The organism is Nocardia sp. GCM10030253, from assembly GCF_042675075.1.
GTDB lineage: Bacteria > Actinomycetota > Actinomycetes > Mycobacteriales > Mycobacteriaceae > Nocardia.
This window is the reverse complement of sequence record NZ_JBHTDL010000010.1, coordinates 90,886-106,982: the sequence shown is the minus strand read 5'-3', so window position 1 is coordinate 106,982 and position 16,097 is coordinate 90,886. Positions and strand designations below refer to the sequence as shown.

Here is a 16,097-nt window from a genome sequence, read left to right as displayed (position 1 = left end):
ACCATCCACCTGTCCAACCACCTTCGTGACCACCTCGGGGGTGTGCGATGACCGCCCCGGCTGTCGTGGTCGAGGATCTGCACGTCGCCTACGGCAAAACCTGGGCCCTCGACGGTATAGACCTGGAGGCTGCTGCGGGGACGACGCTCGGTGTGCTCGGCCACAACGGTGCCGGCAAGACCACCCTGATCCGCACCCTCACTACTCTGGTGCGGCCCACCATCGGCCGCGTGGAGATCAGGGGCCTCGACGTGGTCGCCGACGCCACCGAGGTTCGCCGCCGGATCGGGGTGACCGGTCAATACGCCGGACTCGACGAATTCCTCACTGCCCGGGAGAATCTGGAGCTGATCGGTCGCCTGACTGGGCTGCGCAACACCGCCCGCACACGTGCCGACGCGCTGATCGATAGGCTCGGGCTGCACGAGTACGCAGCCCGGCGGGTCGGGGAACTCTCCGGCGGCTCCCGCCGCCGCGTCGATCTGGCCGCCAGCCTCGTTGGTGACCCGTCGGTGCTCTTCCTCGACGAGCCGACCACCGGTCTGGACCCCCTCGCGCGCGCCGGATTGTGGGATGTCGTCGATGAGCTCACCACCGCGGGTACCACCGTGGTGCTTACTACCCAGTATCTCGAGGAAGCCGACCGGCTCGCCGACCACATCGTGGTCCTGAGCCGCGGCCGGGTCGCCGCGCGCGGCACTCCGGCCGAGCTGAAACGGATTGTCGGCGGCAAGGTCCTGCACGCCACCGTCCCCACCCACCAAATCGCGGATCTGCCGTTCACCCCGGACACCGACCAGGTCGAGGGCACCAGGGTGCGGGTGTCGATCACCGTCGACGATGCCCCCACTGCGACTGCACTGGTCGCCGACCTGTACTGCCGCGGCATCGACGTCACCGACCTGGATGTGACTTCCCCGAGCCTCGACGACGTCTTCACTCATCTCGCCCACACCACCGGAGCCCACCGATGACTACCACCACGACGATGATCGGGCGTTCCCCGATCGGGAACCAGCTCGCCGCCCTGACTGTCCGGAACCTGCGCACCAGCGCCCGCGTCCCGCAGTTGCTGATGTTCTCGCTGACCATGCCGATGGCGATGCTCGTGCTGTTCAGTCAGGTGTTCCGCAGCGTCGCCGCCGGACCGGGCTTCCCGGCTGGGGTCAGCTACATCGACTTCCTCACCCCGGCCATGCTCGCCGTCTCCACGGTGATGGCCGGCACCAATGCCGGAGTCTCCGCCGCGATCGATCACACCAACGGTCTCCATGACCGGTTCGCGGCGCTGCCGATGCGGGCGATGTTGCCTGGAATGGCGCGCACCATCAACGAGGCCGTGTTCACCCTCGCTCGAGCTGCGCTGCTCGGGATCGCCGCCGTGCTGCTGGGTTTCGACTTCCACGGCACCGCCGTGGATGCCGTCGCCGCGGTGGTTGTGCTGGTGGTGCTGGCGGGGGCGATGAGCGCCCTGTTCGGGCTGATCGGGGACCGACTACGCCGCCCGGACGTGGTCCAGTTCGCCGGAATGATGGTGATGATGCCTTTGATGTTCGTCTCGAGTGCGTTCGCACCGATCGAGACTATGCCCGGCTGGATGCAGGCCATGGCCACGGTGAATCCGGTCGCGCACGCCACCGACGCCCTGCGCGGGCATGTGCTCGGCACTGCCACGGCCGGGGATACCGTCACAGCCCTGGTCGCGGCGATGGGACTGTGGGCCGCGGTCACCGCTGTCCCTGTCCTCACCCGTCTGGTTCGGCCGACACGCGCTCGCTGAACGAGTACGCAACTGCCTCGTCCTTTCTCCTCCGGCAGGGGAAGGCGGGGCAGGTTTTCGTGTGTGCTGTTCGCCCGGAACCGGGCACGCCGATGGCCTCTACCGCGCGAGGGGGTAGAGGCACATCTGGGTGCTGTTTCAGCGGATACGCCCGGTGTGGACGTCGGTGGTGCTCATGGCGGGTCGAGTAGATGCAGTTCCTCCGCCACAATCAGATCGACCTCTTCGTCGGTCAGATCCGATAACAAATGTGTCGTCAGCATCGCTCTCACCTCCTCACCACGCTTATTGATTCGTCGAATCGGAGAACTCGGAATCGACATCGACACTCATACAGACGTGACACCCCGGAATTGGACGCAGGATGCGTCCGATCGCGGTGACCGTCGTCGGAACCGGTGACGAGGAACCAAGGCTCGCCACCGCGGCGGCGGGCGAGGATGCTGGAGACGGAAAGGAGCCAGGATCATGAGCGAGGAAACGGCCGCCACCGCGACCACACCGCGGCCAGAACAGGGTGATCTCGAGCAGCTCTGGCGCCGCTTTTCCAGCGACCTGCGGGCCTTCATCGCCCGCCGGGTCTCGCACCCGGAAGACGCCGATGACATCCTGTCGATCGTGTTCCTGCGGATGGCCAAGAGCCTGGACGATCTGCGCGATCAGGACCGGCTCCTGGGCTGGATCTATGCCATCACCCGCAACGCGATCACCGACTACTACCGGTCCGCTTCCCATCGCCGCGAACTACCCGTCGACGCCGTCCCGGACAACCCATCCGCAGGCGAAGGGGAACCCGACCAGGCAGCGGAGAAAGAGCTCGCCTCGTGCCTGGTGCCGATGCTCTCCGCGCTGCCCACCGAGCAGGCTGCCGCGGTGAAAATGGTCGACCTCGACGCCCGCACGCACGCCGCCGCTGCCAGTGAGGCGGGTATCTCGGTGTCCGGGATGAAATCCCGCGTCCAACGCGGCCGCGCCGCCCTCCATGCCCAATTACACGCTTGCTGTCAGATCAGCCAGGACCGCACCGGCCACGTGCACGACTACCAACCCCGCAGTGGAACCTGCGCCTGTGGGGCCACATCGCCATCGGACCAATAGACCGGCACACCAGCTCCGGGAACGGCCGTCGGTTACGTCACCACGACCACACGCAGGTGCGGTGCGAGCCGCTCGAGGCTCGCACCGCACCGTTCCGGCTCAGGCTATTGGCAGCCGCACCCGCCGCCGGACGTCGCCGGACCGCAGCACGCCGCCTTTTCACTGGGATCGCAGCACGTGGTCTGCCGTTCGGTGCTGCAACACGTGGGCGCCACAGGCTGCGGTGATGCGTCCGGTCGATTTGCCGCCGGGAACTCGAACTCATTCGGGTTGGTCATGATGACTCCTTGATCTGTGGGGACAGGCACCAGGACAGACGTAGGAGAACAGCAAAGGACGCACCTGGGCCGCCTTGAACGAACCTGTGCAAGCCAATCGCCTGCGCCGCCGAATAACTGGTGGAGGGTAGACCTTCGAGGGGTGCGTCGTTCCTCTACGCCGCCGCTAGTTCAGTATTTTCTGAATACAGATTCCGCTGTACAGTAGGGCCATGGACGCCTTGCTGCACCGCGACGCGCTGGCCCGCTTCGGGCACGCGCTCTCGGATGCGACCCGAACCCAGATCCTGCTGAGCCTGCGCCAGGCGCCGGCGTATCCGTCGGATCTGGCCGATCAGATCGGGGTCTCCCGTCAGATCCTGTCCAATCACCTTGCGTGCCTGCGAGGTTGCGGGCTGGTGGTGGCGGTGCCGGAAGGTCGGCGTTCGCGTTATGAGCTGGCCGATGCGCGGATCGGGCGGGCACTGGACGATTTGACCGGGCTGGTGCTGGCTGTTGATCCGGCATGCTGCCCGGCTTCCGATACCGAGGAATGCTGCTGATGTCATCGCTGGGAATGCCCTCGCTGCCTTCGGCGGTGACGCTGGGACCGTCGGCGGAGCGGCCTGCGTTGCTGGCGTCACGGATCCGCTGGTTCGTGGCGGCCACGATCACCTACAACGTGATCGAGGCGATTATCGCTCTGACCGAGGGCACCCGCGCCTCTTCCACCGCGCTGATCGGGTTCGGGCTGGACTCGGTTATCGAGGTGTCTTCCGCGGCCGCGGTCGCCTGGCAGTTCGCCGGCCGCGATCCCGAGAAGCGGGAGAAGATCGCGCTGCGGGTCATCGCGTTCTCGTTCTTCGCACTGGCCGCCTACGTCACCGTCGACTCCATCCGTGGCCTGCTGGGCGTCGGGGAAGCCGAGCATTCCCCGATCGGTATCACCCTCGCTGCAGTGAGCTTGGCCGTGATGCCGGTGCTGTCATGGGCACAGCGCCGCGCCGGGCGTGAACTCGGATCAGCGTCCGCGGTCGCCGATTCCAAGCAAACCCTGCTGTGCACCTACCTGTCGGCGGTGCTGCTGGTCGGGCTTCTGCTCAACAGCCTGTTCGGCTGGTCGTGGGCCGACCCGATCGCCGCGCTGGTGATCGCGGGCATCGCGGTCAAGGAAGGCATCAACGCCTGGAAAGGCGACACCTGCTGCCCCTCACCGGTCGCCCTCGGCACCGACACCAAAACTGCCGAGCACGACTGCTCCTGCTGCGATGGCTGAACCCAAAAAACACTGAAATGAAGGGTATTTCACGATGAGCCCGACACCGGCGACCAAGGCGCTCTATGACCACGAGATGGCCGCGGCCAAACACACCCTCGATCCGCAAGCGCGGTGGGTCCATCTCGGGCGCGCGCATATCGTTTCCCAGCCCTACCCGTGGCTGCACACCCACAACCACATCGCCATGTTCCGGCTCGCCGTGGCCCAGCATGATCGCCGTGAAGCCCTCGGCCAAGTCGTGCGGATCATCGTGGCCGCACCCGCATCACTGTCCGGGCGATTCCCCGATGGCAACACCGGACTCACCGCCGCCGGGTTACGCACACCGATGGAGACGCCGCACGACCTCGCCACCGAAATCGCCCAGGCCGCTGCATAACTCGTGCAAGGCTGTGATGTGTGGTTAGGGCGCGGCGGGTTTACAGGCAAGGACCGGAACGCGACACCACCGCGCCCGCTGCGGTGAGACTGCTCGATGTCGAAGCCGGCGGCGGTGAGGTAAGGCGGCGAGTCACGCATCAGGTGGTCGGCACCGAACCGCAGGGGCAACGGTTCCGCCACGCGCATCAGGACGCGACCGATCCCCAGGGTTGAGGGGCCGACAAGTGCCTTGCGTGGTGGTTCCAGGCGCCGCAGCGAGGACCACCGGTCGCCACTCATCGCGGCATCCGGTTTGCGCGGCGGGGACAGCCGCGGTTACCGCGGGCTTGATTCACAGAGGCCAGCCGGCCTCGGCGGATGAGGCAGCGGCGTGGAATCTTTTCGGCAACTCGGGCTGCCGAAGGATTCTGGCCGCAGCTCAGCTCGCAGTGTTTCGGTATCGACGACGAGCAGCGGATCCGCTCACCGCCGTGGCGGCTCGCTGGCCGGTGGCGCAGCCACGGGGTTGCGTTACCGGTGTGGCGGAACCTCAGGCGTGTGCGGGCAGCAGTTCGGCAACCAGCGCTCCGACGCGGGACTTGATCTGGTCGCGGATGGGACGCACTGATTCCACTCCCTTGCCCGCTGGGTCTTCGAGTACCCAGTCGCGGTAGCTTTTGCCGGCAAAGACCGGGCAGGTGTCGCCGCAGCCCATGGTGATGACGACGTCGGAGGCTTCGACCGCGTCGTAGGTGAGGATTTTCGGGGACTGGTCGGAGATATCGATGCCGAGTTCGGCCATCGCTTCGACCGCCGCCGGGTTGACCGAGTCAGCGGGGGCGCTGCCTGCGGAACGGACTTCGATCGCGTCACCGGCGAGGTGGCCGAGGAACCCCGCCGCCATCTGGGATCGGCCGGCGTTGTGGACGCAGACGAACAGGACGCTGGGCTTGGTTGCCATGGGCTGGTTGACCTTTCGAACGGAAGAGGCGGTCACGCGGTGGGGATGTCGAGTTCGGCGAGCAGGTGCCGGACGCGAGTTTCGATCTCTTCGCGGATGGGGCGGATCGCGGCGACATCGAGACCGTTGGGGTCGTCGAGGTTCCATTCCTCGTAGCGGCGGCCCGGGTAGAGCGGGCAAGCGTCGCCGCAGCCCATGGTGATGATCACGTCGGCGGCGCGAAGGATTTCCTCAGTCCACGGTTTGGGGAATTCGGTGGTGATGTCGATGCCGACCTCGCGCATGGCTTCGATCGCGGCAGGGTTGATTTCGTCGCCGGGTTCGCTACCACCGGACCAGGCGACGGCCTTGTCTCCGGCAAGGTGGGTGAAGAAGCCCAGTGCCATCTGCGAGCGGCCCGCGTTGTGGGTGCACAGGAACAGCACAGTCGGCGTCCCCGTGAGGGCCTTGCCCTCGACCTTCGCCAGAGCCCGCAGTCGTTGGCGGGCAAACCGTTCGGCCAATAGGGGCAGGAAGTTCACTACGGTGGCGCGTCCGGCGAACTGGTCGTAGGAGGAGTGCAGGAACCGTTCGATGGTTTCCACGCCGAAGGCGCCTTCGAACTCCCGCTGAAGGCGAGTGGCCGCGGTTTTCATGGCGAGTTGCTGGTCGATGGTGAGGTCCTCGCGCACGTAAGCGGCGTGGGCGAGCGGGCTTTCGGTCATGGTGTACTCCGGTGGTCGAGCAAGGCTGGGGTATCGGTGGCGGATGAGGTGCCGTCGTGGGGAACGACGACGTTGTCGGCGGTGGTGGCGCTGTCGGGGTAGAGCCAGACGATGGTCGCGAGCCCGATTGCGGCACCGAGGATTTGTGCAGCGATATAGCCGGGTGCCGAGGCGGGCGCGATTCCGGCGAAGGTGTCGGAGAAGATGCGTCCGATGGTGACAGCAGGGTTGGCGAAGGAGGTGGAGCTGGTGAACCAGTACGCCGCACCGATATACGCCCCGACTGCTGCCGCCGAGAGTGCGGCGCGGCCGGTACGTGCGAGAGCGAAGATAACCGCGAGCAACCCGGCGGTGGCGACGATTTCACCGACGAGGTGACCGCTGGTGATGCGGTCGTGGGTGGAGATCTGCCCGGCGGGCAGGTCGAACATGATGTTCGCCAGAACCGCGCCGACGATGGCCCCGGCGATCTGGGCTGGGATATATCCGGTCAGTTCTCTGCCGGGGACGCCGGTGCCGCGTCGTCGACCTAGTAGCCAATCCGCTACCGACACAACCGGGTTGAAGTGCGCGCCGGAAACCGGGCCGAACACCAGGATCAGCACCCCGAGCCCGAACACGGTCGCCATGGAATTCTCCAGCAGCTGCAAGCCGACGTTGCCCGGGGAGAGTTGCTCGGCGGCGATCCCGGAGCCGACAACCACGCACACCAGCAGCAGGCTGCCCAGGAACTCCGCTGCCAGTCGCCGCGCGTATGCGACGCTCATCCCCGCACTGCCACGGGTGCGCGAGTGCCGCTGAGCAGGTGCGACAGTTGCGCGAGAACTCTCGGTTCGATCCGGTAGTACACCCACGATCCACGGCGTTCGCTGGTCAGCAGCCCGGATTCGCGCAGCACCTTCAGGTGGTGGGAGATCGTCGGCTGGCTGACATCGAACCCGGCGGATACATCGCACACGCACGCTTCGCCGCCGGTGTGGCTGGCGATAAGGCTGAGCAGCCGCAATCGGACCGGATCGGACAACGCCTTGAACACCGCCGCTAGCTCGGTCGCGGCCTCGGCGGTCAGCGGTTCCCCGACCAGCGGCGAGACGGCGCACAACGGCGTCGATACGTCCGTGATCGGCAACTCATGGTTAGACACGCATCGATATTGACGATCATCGAAATGGGTGGCAAGCGAACATTCGGTGAACCCGAGGTTCGCTCTGGTTGCGATCTGACCGGCGATGGCTCGTGCCGTCGCGACGCCCCTGGCTTTCGGGGTCGTCGGAGACTCGATCGTAGTAGCTGACGCCGGGCAAGACCTGCGACAATGCGGTTCGGGTAGGAAGAAGGTCCGTCATGGCCGAGCCTCTGGTGGACCGGGCAGCGCTGGCAGCGGAGCCGGAGCGAGCTCGGGTCGACTTTCATCGTCTGTTGGCGGGCGTGCGCGAGGACGAGTGGGGCAAGCCGTCGGACGGAACACGCTGGACCAACGAGCAGCTGTTGTTCCACATGGTGTTCGGCTACATGCTCGTGCGGAAACTGCTGATCCTGGTGCGTGTGTTCGGGCGACTGCCCGACCCGGTGGGCCGCGGCTTCGCGCGCGTCCTCGACGTGGCGACACCGCCGTTCCATCTGATCAACTTCTACGGTTCTTGTCTGGCCGCGCTCATGTTCAACCGGCGACGTATGGGTGCCGAGCTCGACCGAGTGATCGGCTCGTTGCAGCGTTCACTGCAACACGAACGCGACAGCAACTTCACGCGCGGCATGCACTACCCGACCCGATGGGATCCCTACTTTGCCGATTTCATGACCCTCGCCGACATCTACGGCTACCCCGGCAAGCATTACGACCACCACCGCCGGCAACTGAGCCTCGCGAGCATCACCTGAACCATCTTCGCCAGGCGGGATCGGAATGCTGTCGGTCAGCGGAGCTGGTCTCCGAAGATGTGTTTGCCGAGTTGCTGGGCGTCGGCGAGTTCGAGGATGCCGCCGTAAACGTGGGGGTGTGCGTCGGCCCATCCTTGGGCGCTGTGGCGGTCGGTGAAGAAGTTCAGGTAGTTGCAGCATGTATCGGCGGACGGGCCTTGCGAGGATTGTGCGCCGACGAACACCACTGTGGTTGCCGGGTGTGCGGTGGTGGTCTGGTTGTGGATGGTCACCGTGATGGGTTCGCTGCTCACCGGGTCGGCGGATTCGATCTTCGCATCGGTGTCGAGCATGGCGGGGATACCCAGGGCGTCGATGGCGCACATCGCGTAAACCCGTGCGCCACCAACGATCTGAACCTGATGCTCGGTGGGTAGCGCCGAGAACGGGTAGGCCGATGCGATGGCGCCGGAGGTGTCCAGACGGATCACGTCCGCGACATGCAGGCGAGTAAGAATCTCCTGCGCGGACTCCGTGTACTCGATGGCGACCGTGGTCAGGTCCGCGATGCTCGGTGGTCGGCCACTCGTCGCGAATGCCCGCAGGACGGCGTGGTGTACGGCCCGCTCCGCGGGATCGGCTGGTCGCGCGGCACCACGCCAGGCGCTGAGCGTCGAAGCGGAGGAGTCACCCGAGGGCGTACAGCAGTCGCCGCCGCTGAGTTGAACGGTCGACGCTTCGTGAACGGTGTCCGGGTAGTGCAGTGCAGCTCGTAGTGCCGCGATCGACGGGGGACCCTCGAGGCCGCCGTCCTCACGGCGGTAGAGCCGACACGACAGACTAGGGATCAGCCCTGGGGTCGCGAACGGGTCCCGCCCGTCCACGAGCAGCGTGGGCGAGCCGGTCATCCCCGCGGTGGCGGCATCGGCCGGGTCGTCGATCACGTGATGGATGATCTCGACGTCGCCGATCTGGCTCGCGGTCACCTGGCGGATACGGTGTTCGAGCACGGCGACATTGGGGCAGTCGGGAACCTGCAGAATCTCCAGTTTCATCGAGGGTCTCCTTCGTCCTTCAGGGTGTGCAGCAGCGGGCACGATCGATCGCCGCGTGGGCGTTCGCAGGTGGACACGAGCTCGGACAACGCGTGCTGCATGCGTCGCAGATCAGCTATCCGCGCGGCGAGCTGGTCGAGCCGTGATTGCGCCAGCTCCCGCACGGTGTCGCAGTCCTCGGGCCCACCCTCGGCCAGGTGAAGCAGGTCGGTGATCTCATCGAGACTGAATCCGTGGTCCTGGGCGCGCTTGACGAACCTGACCACCGAGACGGCGTCGGCCGGGTAGGCCCGGTACCCCGACGGTGAGCGCGGCGGCGGGGCCAGCAGGCCCCGGCGCTCGTAGTACCGCAGAGTCTGGACGTTCACCCCCGCACGGCTGGCTAGCTCATTGCTGCGCATACCGCCATTCTCAACCCTGTACCCAGGTACAAGGTCAAGCCCGGAAGCCGGTGACATGTCTGCGCCTGCGGACAGTGATCAGCGGATCGGGCTGCGGGTTCGAGGACGACGGTGTCGCGCCAAGGTGCCCTCGCGCTGGGCAAATGCGTTCACGGAAAGGCGGCCACCACCCGATCGAGCCGAGCGCCGCTGCGGCAGGCCGGGGTCGTCGTTTCGGCGGTCGGCGCCTTCGTCTTCACCGACTCGCGGGGGGCGTGTTCAGGCGCTGCGTGGTGCATACATGATGACCGCGACGCCGATCAGGCAGATGAGAGCGCCGGTGATGTCCCATCGGTCGGGTCGGAATCCGTCCAGGGCCATTCCCCAGGCGAGGGAACCGGCGACGAAGACGCCGCCGTAGGCGGCGAGGATGCGCCCGAAGTTGGCGTCGGGTTGCAGAGTCGCGACGAATCCGTAGAGGCCAAGGGCGATGACTCCGGCGCCGATCCACGCCCATCCTCGATGTTCGCGCGCACCTTGCCAGACCAGCCACGCGCCACCGATCTCGGCGACGGCAGCGAGGGCGAACAACAGGAGCGAGCGCAGCACAGTCACGTGGTGAACCCTACGAAACTCCGTGCGATCAGTGCGTCGAGGCCGGGGCGCAGCCGCAACTGACTCCGGTCGCTCCGTGGCTGCGGCAGCCGCTCGTAGTGGCGCAGCCACGGCGGCGGGAGCGCGCTCGCGACCACAGGAGCCCGACTGCGCCGAGGATGATCAGAGCGAACCCGAGCGGTTCAAGCCACGACAAGCTCAGCAGCGCCACACCACCGGTGGCGATACCCGCGGCCGCCAGGATCGGGGCCAGACAGCAACCGACACACAGGATCGCGCCGAGATCGATCGGTGCCCGCCACCGCCGCGTCTTGGGGTCTTCAGCTGTCACAGCGACCACCAGCGGAAGCTATGGTTTCGGATTCGTTGGTGAACGGTATTGGGCAGCAGGGACTTTCGCTGCATGTCAGCAGATCGTCGCATCCGGCGTCGAGCGCGGCACGTAGGGTGTTCCGGACTGCGGTGAGTTCGGCGAGTTTGGTGTCGACCTCAGCGAGTTTGACCGAGGCGCGGGCGCGAAGTCCGGCGTCGGCGCGGCGGTTGCGCAACTGGGTGGCCTCGAGCAGGTCTGCGACTTCTTCAAGGGTGAAGCCGAGGCGCTGGGCGGCCTTGATGACCCGCAACACGGTCACGGTCTGCTCAGGGTAGAGCCGATGCCCACCCAGTGAGCGATCCGGCTCTGCCAAAAGTCCGCGCCGTTCGTAGTAGCGCAGCGTTTGCACGTTGACCCCGGCCGCCGCAGCGACCTCGCCGGTCCGTAATCCCGCGGTCATCGTGAACTCCTGTCGATGGCGGTGCTCACCCGAGCCTCGAGAGCGTCGAGGACATCGACGTGGGCGGCCGGGACGTCGATGTGCATCACAGGAGCGGTCCCGGTCGTGTCAAAGGTGAAGGCGAAGAACGAGCAGCACCCGGATTCACGCGCGGCCAACTCCCGCCCGATGGGTTCCGCGCCAGCGGTGAGCCACAGGTCCAACCTGGTGGGTTGCGGTCGCACGGCCTCGTGGACCGAGGTCGTGAAGAACTGGTCGAACTCGGCGATTCGTATCGGGCGCTCGGTGGTGGGCAGGGTGCAGGAGTCCGGCACCCAGTCCTGTGAGGTGATGTCGATGGTCATAACGCCACGGTAAGGCTGTACCCCGGTACCGAATGCAACCCCGAAATCGCCGCGAATGCGATGGTGGCGGACAAATGTTCGGTCGTCGGAGTAGTCACGAACACCCACCTCGGTTCAGCTGGTCAGTGGATCGGGCTGCGGCGTTCGAGGAAGACGGTGTCGCGCCATACCCCGTTGCGTTGAGCGATCCGTTCGCGCACACCGATGGTGCGGTAGCCCGCCGAGTGGTGCAGGGCGATGCTGGCGCGGTTCTCCGGGAAGATCGAGGTTTGCAGCATCCAGAGCCCGGCTTCGTCTGCGGCGATGACCAGTTTGTGCAGCAGAGACTTGCCGATGCCACGTCCGCGCATACCGTCGGCGACGTAGACGGAGCCCTCGACGAGGGTCTGCTGCATGTCGTCACCGGATTTCGCACCACCGCAATCGAATCCAACGGCAGCGGCCAGGTGCTGGTCTCTGATGTCGGGCAGCGCATCGAGGGTGTGGACCGAGTCGTGGTGCTGACCGGGTTCCGTCCGGACCTGTCGTGGTTGTCGGAAATCCGTCTCGCCCTCGACCCGGTCTTGCAGGCACCGGTGGAGCTGGCTCCGTTGATCGACCCGAACGTGCACTCGTGCGGCACCGTGTATCCCCATGGTGTGAAGCAATGCACCGTCTTCGCGCCACTGACCGCGACCCTCGTGGAACGCACCGATTGGCGCGCAACCAATCTGGTCCTTACCGCCATCCTCGCCGTGATCACCATCCCCGCACATTTGATCGGACTACGCGGCCCTTGGCCGCATCCACCAGCACCCGCCAACAGCTTCCATGCTGACCACGACGCCGTATCGCGCAGTCCCGCATTCCTGGCGCTGACGATCGCACTGACTCTCGGCACGTTCACCGCCTTCGCGGCAGTGTTCAACCTGGTTCCGCTGCTGATCGAACGAGGATTCTCCCCATCGTTGGCCGCGCTCACTCTCGGCCTGGGCGGTGCCGGGCAAGTTCTCGGGCGTATCGGCTATCTACCGTTGGCCGCTAACACGACCGCCCGTGGGCGCATCGTCGGAGCGTTCGTTGCGACCGCAATCTCGACCGCGCTACTCGGCCTCGGCGACACCGTCACCGTGCTGATCGCGGTCGCTGTCGGTGCCGGGCTCGTTCGTGGCGTCATGACACTGATCAAAGCCACCGCGATCACAGAACGATGGGGCGCAACATATTACGGCCGCCTCAGCGGTCTGATGTCCGCACCCGTCGTCATCGTCACAGCCTTGGCGCCGTGGGCCGGGACCGCACTGTCGTCCTGGACAGGCAGCTACGCGCGCCTACCTCATCCTCGCCGCAATCGCGGTTCTGGCCGCACTCGTTTCCGAACCGCGACACACCGAAACCATCTGAGTCACAAGAACATACCGTGAACACCGACTATGACGCACTCGTCATCGGTGGCGGACAATCAGGTCTGGCCGCCACCTACCACCTCCGCCAACGCGGACCATCCGTCGCACTCCTCGAAGCGGGCGCGGAACCGGTCGGGTCCTGGCTGAACTACTACGACAGCCTGACCCTGTTCTCGCCCGCCGAATACAGCTCCCTGCCCTGACTTCCGTTCCCTGGCGACCCCGATCACTATCCGCACCGCGACGAAGTCATCGACTACCTTCGCCACTACGCAAAAACACTCGACGCCGACATCCACACCGGCCAACACGTCGGCACCGTCGCCCACGACGGACAGTTCTTCACCGCACGCACCGACACTCGAACGACCTTCACCGCGCCCAGGCTTGTCGCCGCGACAGGAGGGTTCGGCTCACCCAACGTCCCCACCCTGCCCGGACAAGTCTCCTTCACCGGAACAGTTCTGCATGCCAGCCGATACCGATCACCCGACGAGTACGCCGGACAACGAGTCATCGTCGTCGGTGCGGGGAACTCAGCGGTTCAGATCGCTGTGGAACTCGCGGAACACGCCACGGTCACGCTGGTCAGCTGGACTCCAGTGAAATTCGTGCCACAACGCCCACTCGGGCGCGACATGCACTTCTGGTTCACCATCACCGGAATCGACAGCGCGCGACGGATGGTCCTGGACCGTCATCGACTGCGCTGCAGCGACGACCGATTGACCGAATCGTTCCGCATCGCCGACCGCATCGACGCAAGCAGTGGTCTGCTCCGCCGACCAGTGGCTCGGGCGGATGTCGAAGCTGTTGTCGCGCAGTTGCCTTACCTCGGCTTTCATCGGTTCCTCGCCCGCCATATCACCACCTACGCGCTGACCCACCCCACCCGTCCGCTGCCCATGGTCCGCTGGTAGGTCTACCCGAGCGCCACCAACGGATACCCGACCCGAGCGCGTCGGGAATCATTCGCTACGTATCAAGCGATATTCGATAGGCTCGCTATTTATGGCCATCCATCACGACACGGTTGTCAATGAGATCCACGCGATGCACGCCGACCTCGCGCGCTGGATTGGCGCGCCGGATGAACACGAGGCACGGGACCGGTTCGTGACGCAGTTGCATCGCGATTGCTCCCTGGTCGTCCTGGAAGGTGCGGTCGTATCGCTCGAGCAATTGCTCCAGCTGCTGGACAACGCGGGGAATTCCCTGCCCGGTCTCACGATCGATATTGTCGATCTCGAGATACTGCATCGGTCGGACGGTTGTGTGGTGGTGCGGTTCCGGGAGATTCATCACCGTCCCGATGGCCCTGCGTCGCGGTGGACGACCGCGCTTCTTCTGCCCGACGCGCAGGGCCGTAATGGACTGCGCTGGCGCAGCGTTCACGAAACGGCAGCTGCGGACTGAACGTCCTGCTGGACTTCCTCTTTCGTCAGCGCCCGCAATGGTCTGCGCACACGTTTCCGATACTGCCCAAGCGGCATCTCAGCCGAACAGTCCGGCTCGCGCACCGGTGAGCGCCAGGCGTGCGGCGGCGTCGGCGGTCGCTTCGGTCACCTGCTCTCGGGTGATGAGTGTGCGGAAATAGATCGGCGCGACGAGTGCCTTGACGAGTTCGGCCGCATCGGTGCCCACAGGGAGCTCACCGCGCTCGATGGCGCGCCCGACCACCGGCAGCGACTTGCGGATGCGGTCACGGAAGACGTGCCTGACCGCGTCGGGCGGCCGGGAAGAGCCAGCAGTCTCCGACAGCAGCACGGATAAAACTGCCCGTCCTCCTGAGCTTTTCACCCAGGCGACCAGGCTTCGTGCCAGACCGCGCAGATCCTCATCGATCGAACCCGTATCGGGGATGGGGATTTCGGCGGTGACGCTTTCGGCGAGCGCATCGGCGATCAGGGTGTCGCGGTCGGGCCAGCGGCGGTAGACGGTGGTCTTGTGCACACCCGCACGGCGGGCCACGTTCTCCACCGTGAGCGCCGCATAACCCTGCTCGCCGAGTTCGTCGACCGTGGCGGCCAGCACGGCGGTGCGAACCTTCGGGCCACGTCCGAGCGGTGCGGCGGAACTCATTGCAACTCCTTGTTGCGATATTGGCTGGATCGAGGCAAGCTCATGCTATCGCAACTTGATGTTGCAATATTTGAGACGGGAGTTCCCATGTTGTCGAAACTCGTTCGGGCAGCGGCCTTGTTGTTTCCCGGCTTGCTGGCAGGAGCCTTCGGATACGGCGCGGTCAACGTCCTGTATGCGTTCCGTGAAGTGCCGCTCGACGTTCGATTCACCTTCCACACCGCACTGATGCGGGTCAACGGCCCGGTCATGCAGATCCTCATGGGGCTGACCATACTGAGCGCGCTGATTCTTGCCGTGCGATCGACGTCCCGATCGCGATGGTCGGCTGCCGCCGCATCGGCGCTGGCCGTCACCTCGTTCCTGGTCACGCGCCTGGGCAATGTGCCGATCAACCAGGAGATCAAGGTATGGGCGGTCAGCGGCCCGCCCAGTGACTACGCCGCGATCCTGCGGCGCTGGGAGCTCTTTCACTTCACTCGGACCGGCTGCGCGTTGGCCGCCTTCGTTGTGCTGATCGCTGTCGTAGTCGGATCGCGGACTGCCGGACATGGAGCGGCCGTCGACCGAGCGGAAAGGTAGCGGTTCGCCATGCCGGACCTTGGACATCTCGGCTTTCTCAGGTAGACACTTCGGTCTCGTGCACGGTGCGCCAGCGGAATTCAGCCCCGTCGGCCACCAGCACCGCGGTCACCCGTCGACAGCTTTCCGTCCCGCAGACGCGATGCAGCTCGAGAAAGCGGACCACCACGGTGTCGCCCTCGCGCGCCAGCTCTTGCACCTCGGAGATATCGATCTTCAACCCCGGCTGGGTATTTCGAGCACCACGTAACACCGAAAGCAACTCGGCCCGGCCCAGCACCTCGCCCGACGTGGTCACCATCGAGAATTCCTCGTGCTGGGCCGCGGCGAATCGCTCGAAGACTTCCGCGGCTGCGTTGGAACCCAGCCACGCTGCCAGGTCGGCGTGCAGCATCTCGATCGCTGCCACCGGACCACAAGAGACGTCAGCAAACATCCGCGAATCATAGGGCCGCGGATCGCCGGGCTCGTTGATCGCCGAGCTGTGCGCGTGTCGGTGTCTCGGATGGGCGGATATTCGAAAAGGTTTGGTGCGCACCGGTCGCCGATCTTGTCGGTAGTCGGGGAGCGACAATCCGGCTA

At 65.6% G+C, this 16,097-nt stretch carries 22 protein-coding genes and 2 pseudogenes; 12 read left to right on the top strand and 12 right to left on the bottom strand.

Translation table 11 applies throughout. From position 1 onward, the window contains the following. Positions 1–47 precede the first annotated feature (47 nt). From ACFQZZ_RS23160 to ACFQZZ_RS23135, 6 genes are all read left to right on the top strand, one after another. Positions 48–974 (top strand): ATP-binding cassette domain-containing protein, encoded by a 927-nt coding sequence (locus ACFQZZ_RS23160; RefSeq protein ID WP_378684425.1) that lies wholly within the window; start codon positions 48–50, stop codon positions 972–974. Continuing rightward, positions 971–1,780, top strand: coding sequence for an ABC transporter permease (locus tag ACFQZZ_RS23155; protein WP_378684422.1), 810 nt, complete (start codon positions 971–973; stop codon positions 1,778–1,780). The genes ACFQZZ_RS23160 and ACFQZZ_RS23155 overlap by 4 nt, the downstream gene beginning before the upstream one ends. 468 nt (positions 1,781–2,248) lie before the next feature. Beyond that, entirely contained in the window at positions 2,249–2,878 is a 630-nt protein-coding gene (locus tag ACFQZZ_RS23150; RefSeq protein WP_378684419.1) for a sigma-70 family RNA polymerase sigma factor, read from the top strand. Between the two features lie 490 nt (positions 2,879–3,368). Continuing rightward, the gene (locus tag ACFQZZ_RS23145; protein ID WP_378684416.1) at positions 3,369–3,698 is read left to right on the top strand and encodes an ArsR/SmtB family transcription factor; all 330 of its coding nucleotides are present in this window, start codon (positions 3,369–3,371) and stop codon (positions 3,696–3,698) included. Continuing rightward, positions 3,695–4,411: a cation transporter gene (locus ACFQZZ_RS23140; RefSeq protein WP_378685075.1), complete on the top strand. Its 717-nt coding sequence runs from the start codon at positions 3,695–3,697 to the stop codon at positions 4,409–4,411. Before ACFQZZ_RS23145 ends, ACFQZZ_RS23140 begins: the two co-directional genes overlap by 4 nt. Positions 4,412–4,445: 34 nt before the next feature. Then, positions 4,446–4,793: a DUF3703 domain-containing protein gene (locus tag ACFQZZ_RS23135; protein ID WP_378684413.1), complete on the top strand. Its 348-nt coding sequence runs from the start codon at positions 4,446–4,448 to the stop codon at positions 4,791–4,793. 531 nt (positions 4,794–5,324) lie between these two features. Here ACFQZZ_RS23135 and ACFQZZ_RS23130 read toward each other — a convergent pair. Genes ACFQZZ_RS23130 through ACFQZZ_RS23115 form a run of 4 tightly spaced genes read right to left on the bottom strand, consistent with a single transcriptional unit; the run spans position 5,325 to position 7,583 of the window. Further along, a complete protein-coding gene (locus ACFQZZ_RS23130; RefSeq protein ID WP_378684410.1) occupies positions 5,325–5,735 on the bottom strand; it encodes an arsenate reductase ArsC in 411 nt (136 codons plus the stop codon). 32 nt (positions 5,736–5,767) lie between these two features. Continuing rightward, positions 5,768–6,439 carry an arsenate reductase ArsC gene (locus ACFQZZ_RS23125; protein ID WP_378684407.1) on the bottom strand — a complete coding sequence of 224 codons (672 nt, stop codon included), beginning with the start codon at positions 6,437–6,439 and terminating at the stop codon, positions 5,768–5,770. Then, positions 6,436–7,206: an aquaporin gene (locus tag ACFQZZ_RS23120; RefSeq protein WP_378684404.1), complete on the bottom strand. Its 771-nt coding sequence runs from the start codon at positions 7,204–7,206 to the stop codon at positions 6,436–6,438. Before ACFQZZ_RS23120 ends, ACFQZZ_RS23125 begins: the two co-directional genes overlap by 4 nt. After that, complete coding sequence (locus ACFQZZ_RS23115) at positions 7,203–7,583, bottom strand: ArsR/SmtB family transcription factor (RefSeq protein ID WP_378684401.1); 381 nt, start codon at positions 7,581–7,583, stop codon at positions 7,203–7,205. Before ACFQZZ_RS23115 ends, ACFQZZ_RS23120 begins: the two co-directional genes overlap by 4 nt. Before the next feature lie 200 nt (positions 7,584–7,783). On the opposite strand from ACFQZZ_RS23115, the gene ACFQZZ_RS23110 reads away from it, so the two are divergent. Beyond that, complete coding sequence (locus tag ACFQZZ_RS23110) at positions 7,784–8,320, top strand: DinB family protein (RefSeq protein WP_378684398.1); 537 nt, start codon at positions 7,784–7,786, stop codon at positions 8,318–8,320. Positions 8,321–8,355: 35 nt separating this feature from the next. Here ACFQZZ_RS23110 and ACFQZZ_RS23105 read toward each other — a convergent pair whose 3' ends face one another. The 6 genes and pseudogenes from ACFQZZ_RS23105 to ACFQZZ_RS23080 form a co-directional block, all read right to left on the bottom strand. Beyond that, complete coding sequence (locus tag ACFQZZ_RS23105) at positions 8,356–9,354, bottom strand: alkylmercury lyase family protein (RefSeq protein WP_378684395.1); 999 nt, start codon at positions 9,352–9,354, stop codon at positions 8,356–8,358. After that, the gene (locus ACFQZZ_RS23100; protein WP_378684392.1) at positions 9,351–9,755 is read right to left on the bottom strand and encodes a MerR family transcriptional regulator; all 405 of its coding nucleotides are present in this window, start codon (positions 9,753–9,755) and stop codon (positions 9,351–9,353) included. The genes ACFQZZ_RS23105 and ACFQZZ_RS23100 overlap by 4 nt, the downstream gene beginning before the upstream one ends. Positions 9,756–10,013: 258 nt before the next feature. After that, complete coding sequence (locus ACFQZZ_RS23095; RefSeq protein WP_378684389.1) at positions 10,014–10,349, bottom strand: YnfA family protein; 336 nt, start codon at positions 10,347–10,349, stop codon at positions 10,014–10,016. 320 nt (positions 10,350–10,669) lie between these two features. After that, positions 10,670–11,122, bottom strand: a complete 453-nt coding sequence (locus tag ACFQZZ_RS23090; protein WP_378684386.1) for a MerR family transcriptional regulator — start codon at positions 11,120–11,122, stop codon at positions 10,670–10,672. Next, entirely contained in the window at positions 11,119–11,466 is a 348-nt protein-coding gene (locus ACFQZZ_RS23085) for a hypothetical protein (RefSeq protein WP_378684383.1), read from the bottom strand. Before ACFQZZ_RS23085 ends, ACFQZZ_RS23090 begins: the two co-directional genes overlap by 4 nt. 122 nt (positions 11,467–11,588) lie before the next feature. Continuing rightward, positions 11,589–11,843, bottom strand: a pseudogene (locus tag ACFQZZ_RS23080) (GNAT family N-acetyltransferase); the annotation flags it as partial. On the opposite strand from ACFQZZ_RS23080, the pseudogene ACFQZZ_RS23075 reads away from it, so the two are divergent. The 4 genes and pseudogenes from ACFQZZ_RS23075 to ACFQZZ_RS23060 form a co-directional block, all read left to right on the top strand. Continuing rightward, a pseudogene (locus tag ACFQZZ_RS23075) lies at positions 11,838–12,230 on the top strand (flavoprotein); the annotation flags it as partial. The pseudogenes ACFQZZ_RS23080 and ACFQZZ_RS23075 overlap by 6 nt on opposite strands. Before the next feature lie 635 nt (positions 12,231–12,865). Next, the gene (locus ACFQZZ_RS23070) at positions 12,866–13,054 is read left to right on the top strand and encodes an FAD-dependent oxidoreductase (protein ID WP_378684381.1); all 189 of its coding nucleotides are present in this window, start codon (positions 12,866–12,868) and stop codon (positions 13,052–13,054) included. Positions 13,055–13,102: 48 nt separating this feature from the next. Continuing rightward, positions 13,103–13,771, top strand: a complete 669-nt coding sequence (locus tag ACFQZZ_RS23065) for an NAD(P)-binding domain-containing protein (RefSeq protein WP_378685072.1) — start codon at positions 13,103–13,105, stop codon at positions 13,769–13,771. 91 nt (positions 13,772–13,862) lie between these two features. Beyond that, entirely contained in the window at positions 13,863–14,267 is a 405-nt protein-coding gene (locus ACFQZZ_RS23060; protein ID WP_378684378.1) for a hypothetical protein, read from the top strand. 78 nt (positions 14,268–14,345) lie between these two features. Here ACFQZZ_RS23060 and ACFQZZ_RS23055 read toward each other — a convergent pair whose 3' ends face one another. Then, positions 14,346–14,933, bottom strand: coding sequence for a TetR/AcrR family transcriptional regulator (locus ACFQZZ_RS23055; RefSeq protein WP_378684375.1), 588 nt, complete (start codon positions 14,931–14,933; stop codon positions 14,346–14,348). An 87-nt stretch (positions 14,934–15,020) separates the two neighbouring features. On the opposite strand from ACFQZZ_RS23055, the gene ACFQZZ_RS23050 reads away from it, so the two are divergent. Next, positions 15,021–15,515 carry an anthrone oxygenase family protein gene (locus tag ACFQZZ_RS23050; RefSeq protein ID WP_378684372.1) on the top strand — a complete coding sequence of 165 codons (495 nt, stop codon included), beginning with the start codon at positions 15,021–15,023 and terminating at the stop codon, positions 15,513–15,515. A 37-nt stretch (positions 15,516–15,552) separates the two neighbouring features. Here ACFQZZ_RS23050 and ACFQZZ_RS23045 read toward each other — a convergent pair whose 3' ends face one another. Further along, positions 15,553–15,924: a nuclear transport factor 2 family protein gene (locus tag ACFQZZ_RS23045; RefSeq protein ID WP_378684369.1), complete on the bottom strand. Its 372-nt coding sequence runs from the start codon at positions 15,922–15,924 to the stop codon at positions 15,553–15,555. Between the last annotated feature and the right edge of the window lie 173 nt (positions 15,925–16,097).

Coding starts and splice junctions, on each gene's coding strand:
- ACFQZZ_RS23160 (WP_378684425.1), top strand. CDS start 48: ATGACCGCCCCGGCTGTCGTGGTCGAGGATCTGCACGTCGCCTACGGC.
- ACFQZZ_RS23155 (WP_378684422.1), top strand. CDS start 971: ATGACTACCACCACGACGATGATCGGGCGTTCCCCGATCGGGAACCAG.
- ACFQZZ_RS23150 (WP_378684419.1), top strand. CDS start 2,249: ATGAGCGAGGAAACGGCCGCCACCGCGACCACACCGCGGCCAGAACAG.
- ACFQZZ_RS23145 (WP_378684416.1), top strand. CDS start 3,369: ATGGACGCCTTGCTGCACCGCGACGCGCTGGCCCGCTTCGGGCACGCG.
- ACFQZZ_RS23135 (WP_378684413.1), top strand. CDS start 4,446: ATGAGCCCGACACCGGCGACCAAGGCGCTCTATGACCACGAGATGGCC.
- ACFQZZ_RS23130 (WP_378684410.1), bottom strand. CDS start 5,735: ATGGCAACCAAGCCCAGCGTCCTGTTCGTCTGCGTCCACAACGCCGGC.
- ACFQZZ_RS23125 (WP_378684407.1), bottom strand. CDS start 6,439: ATGACCGAAAGCCCGCTCGCCCACGCCGCTTACGTGCGCGAGGACCTC.
- ACFQZZ_RS23120 (WP_378684404.1), bottom strand. CDS start 7,206: ATGAGCGTCGCATACGCGCGGCGACTGGCAGCGGAGTTCCTGGGCAGC.
- ACFQZZ_RS23110 (WP_378684398.1), top strand. CDS start 7,784: ATGGCCGAGCCTCTGGTGGACCGGGCAGCGCTGGCAGCGGAGCCGGAG.
- ACFQZZ_RS23105 (WP_378684395.1), bottom strand. CDS start 9,354: ATGAAACTGGAGATTCTGCAGGTTCCCGACTGCCCCAATGTCGCCGTG.
- ACFQZZ_RS23100 (WP_378684392.1), bottom strand. CDS start 9,755: ATGCGCAGCAATGAGCTAGCCAGCCGTGCGGGGGTGAACGTCCAGACT.
- ACFQZZ_RS23090 (WP_378684386.1), bottom strand. CDS start 11,122: ATGACCGCGGGATTACGGACCGGCGAGGTCGCTGCGGCGGCCGGGGTC.
- ACFQZZ_RS23085 (WP_378684383.1), bottom strand. CDS start 11,466: ATGACCATCGACATCACCTCACAGGACTGGGTGCCGGACTCCTGCACC.
- ACFQZZ_RS23060 (WP_378684378.1), top strand. CDS start 13,863: ATGGCCATCCATCACGACACGGTTGTCAATGAGATCCACGCGATGCAC.
- ACFQZZ_RS23055 (WP_378684375.1), bottom strand. CDS start 14,933: ATGAGTTCCGCCGCACCGCTCGGACGTGGCCCGAAGGTTCGCACCGCC.
- ACFQZZ_RS23050 (WP_378684372.1), top strand. CDS start 15,021: ATGTTGTCGAAACTCGTTCGGGCAGCGGCCTTGTTGTTTCCCGGCTTG.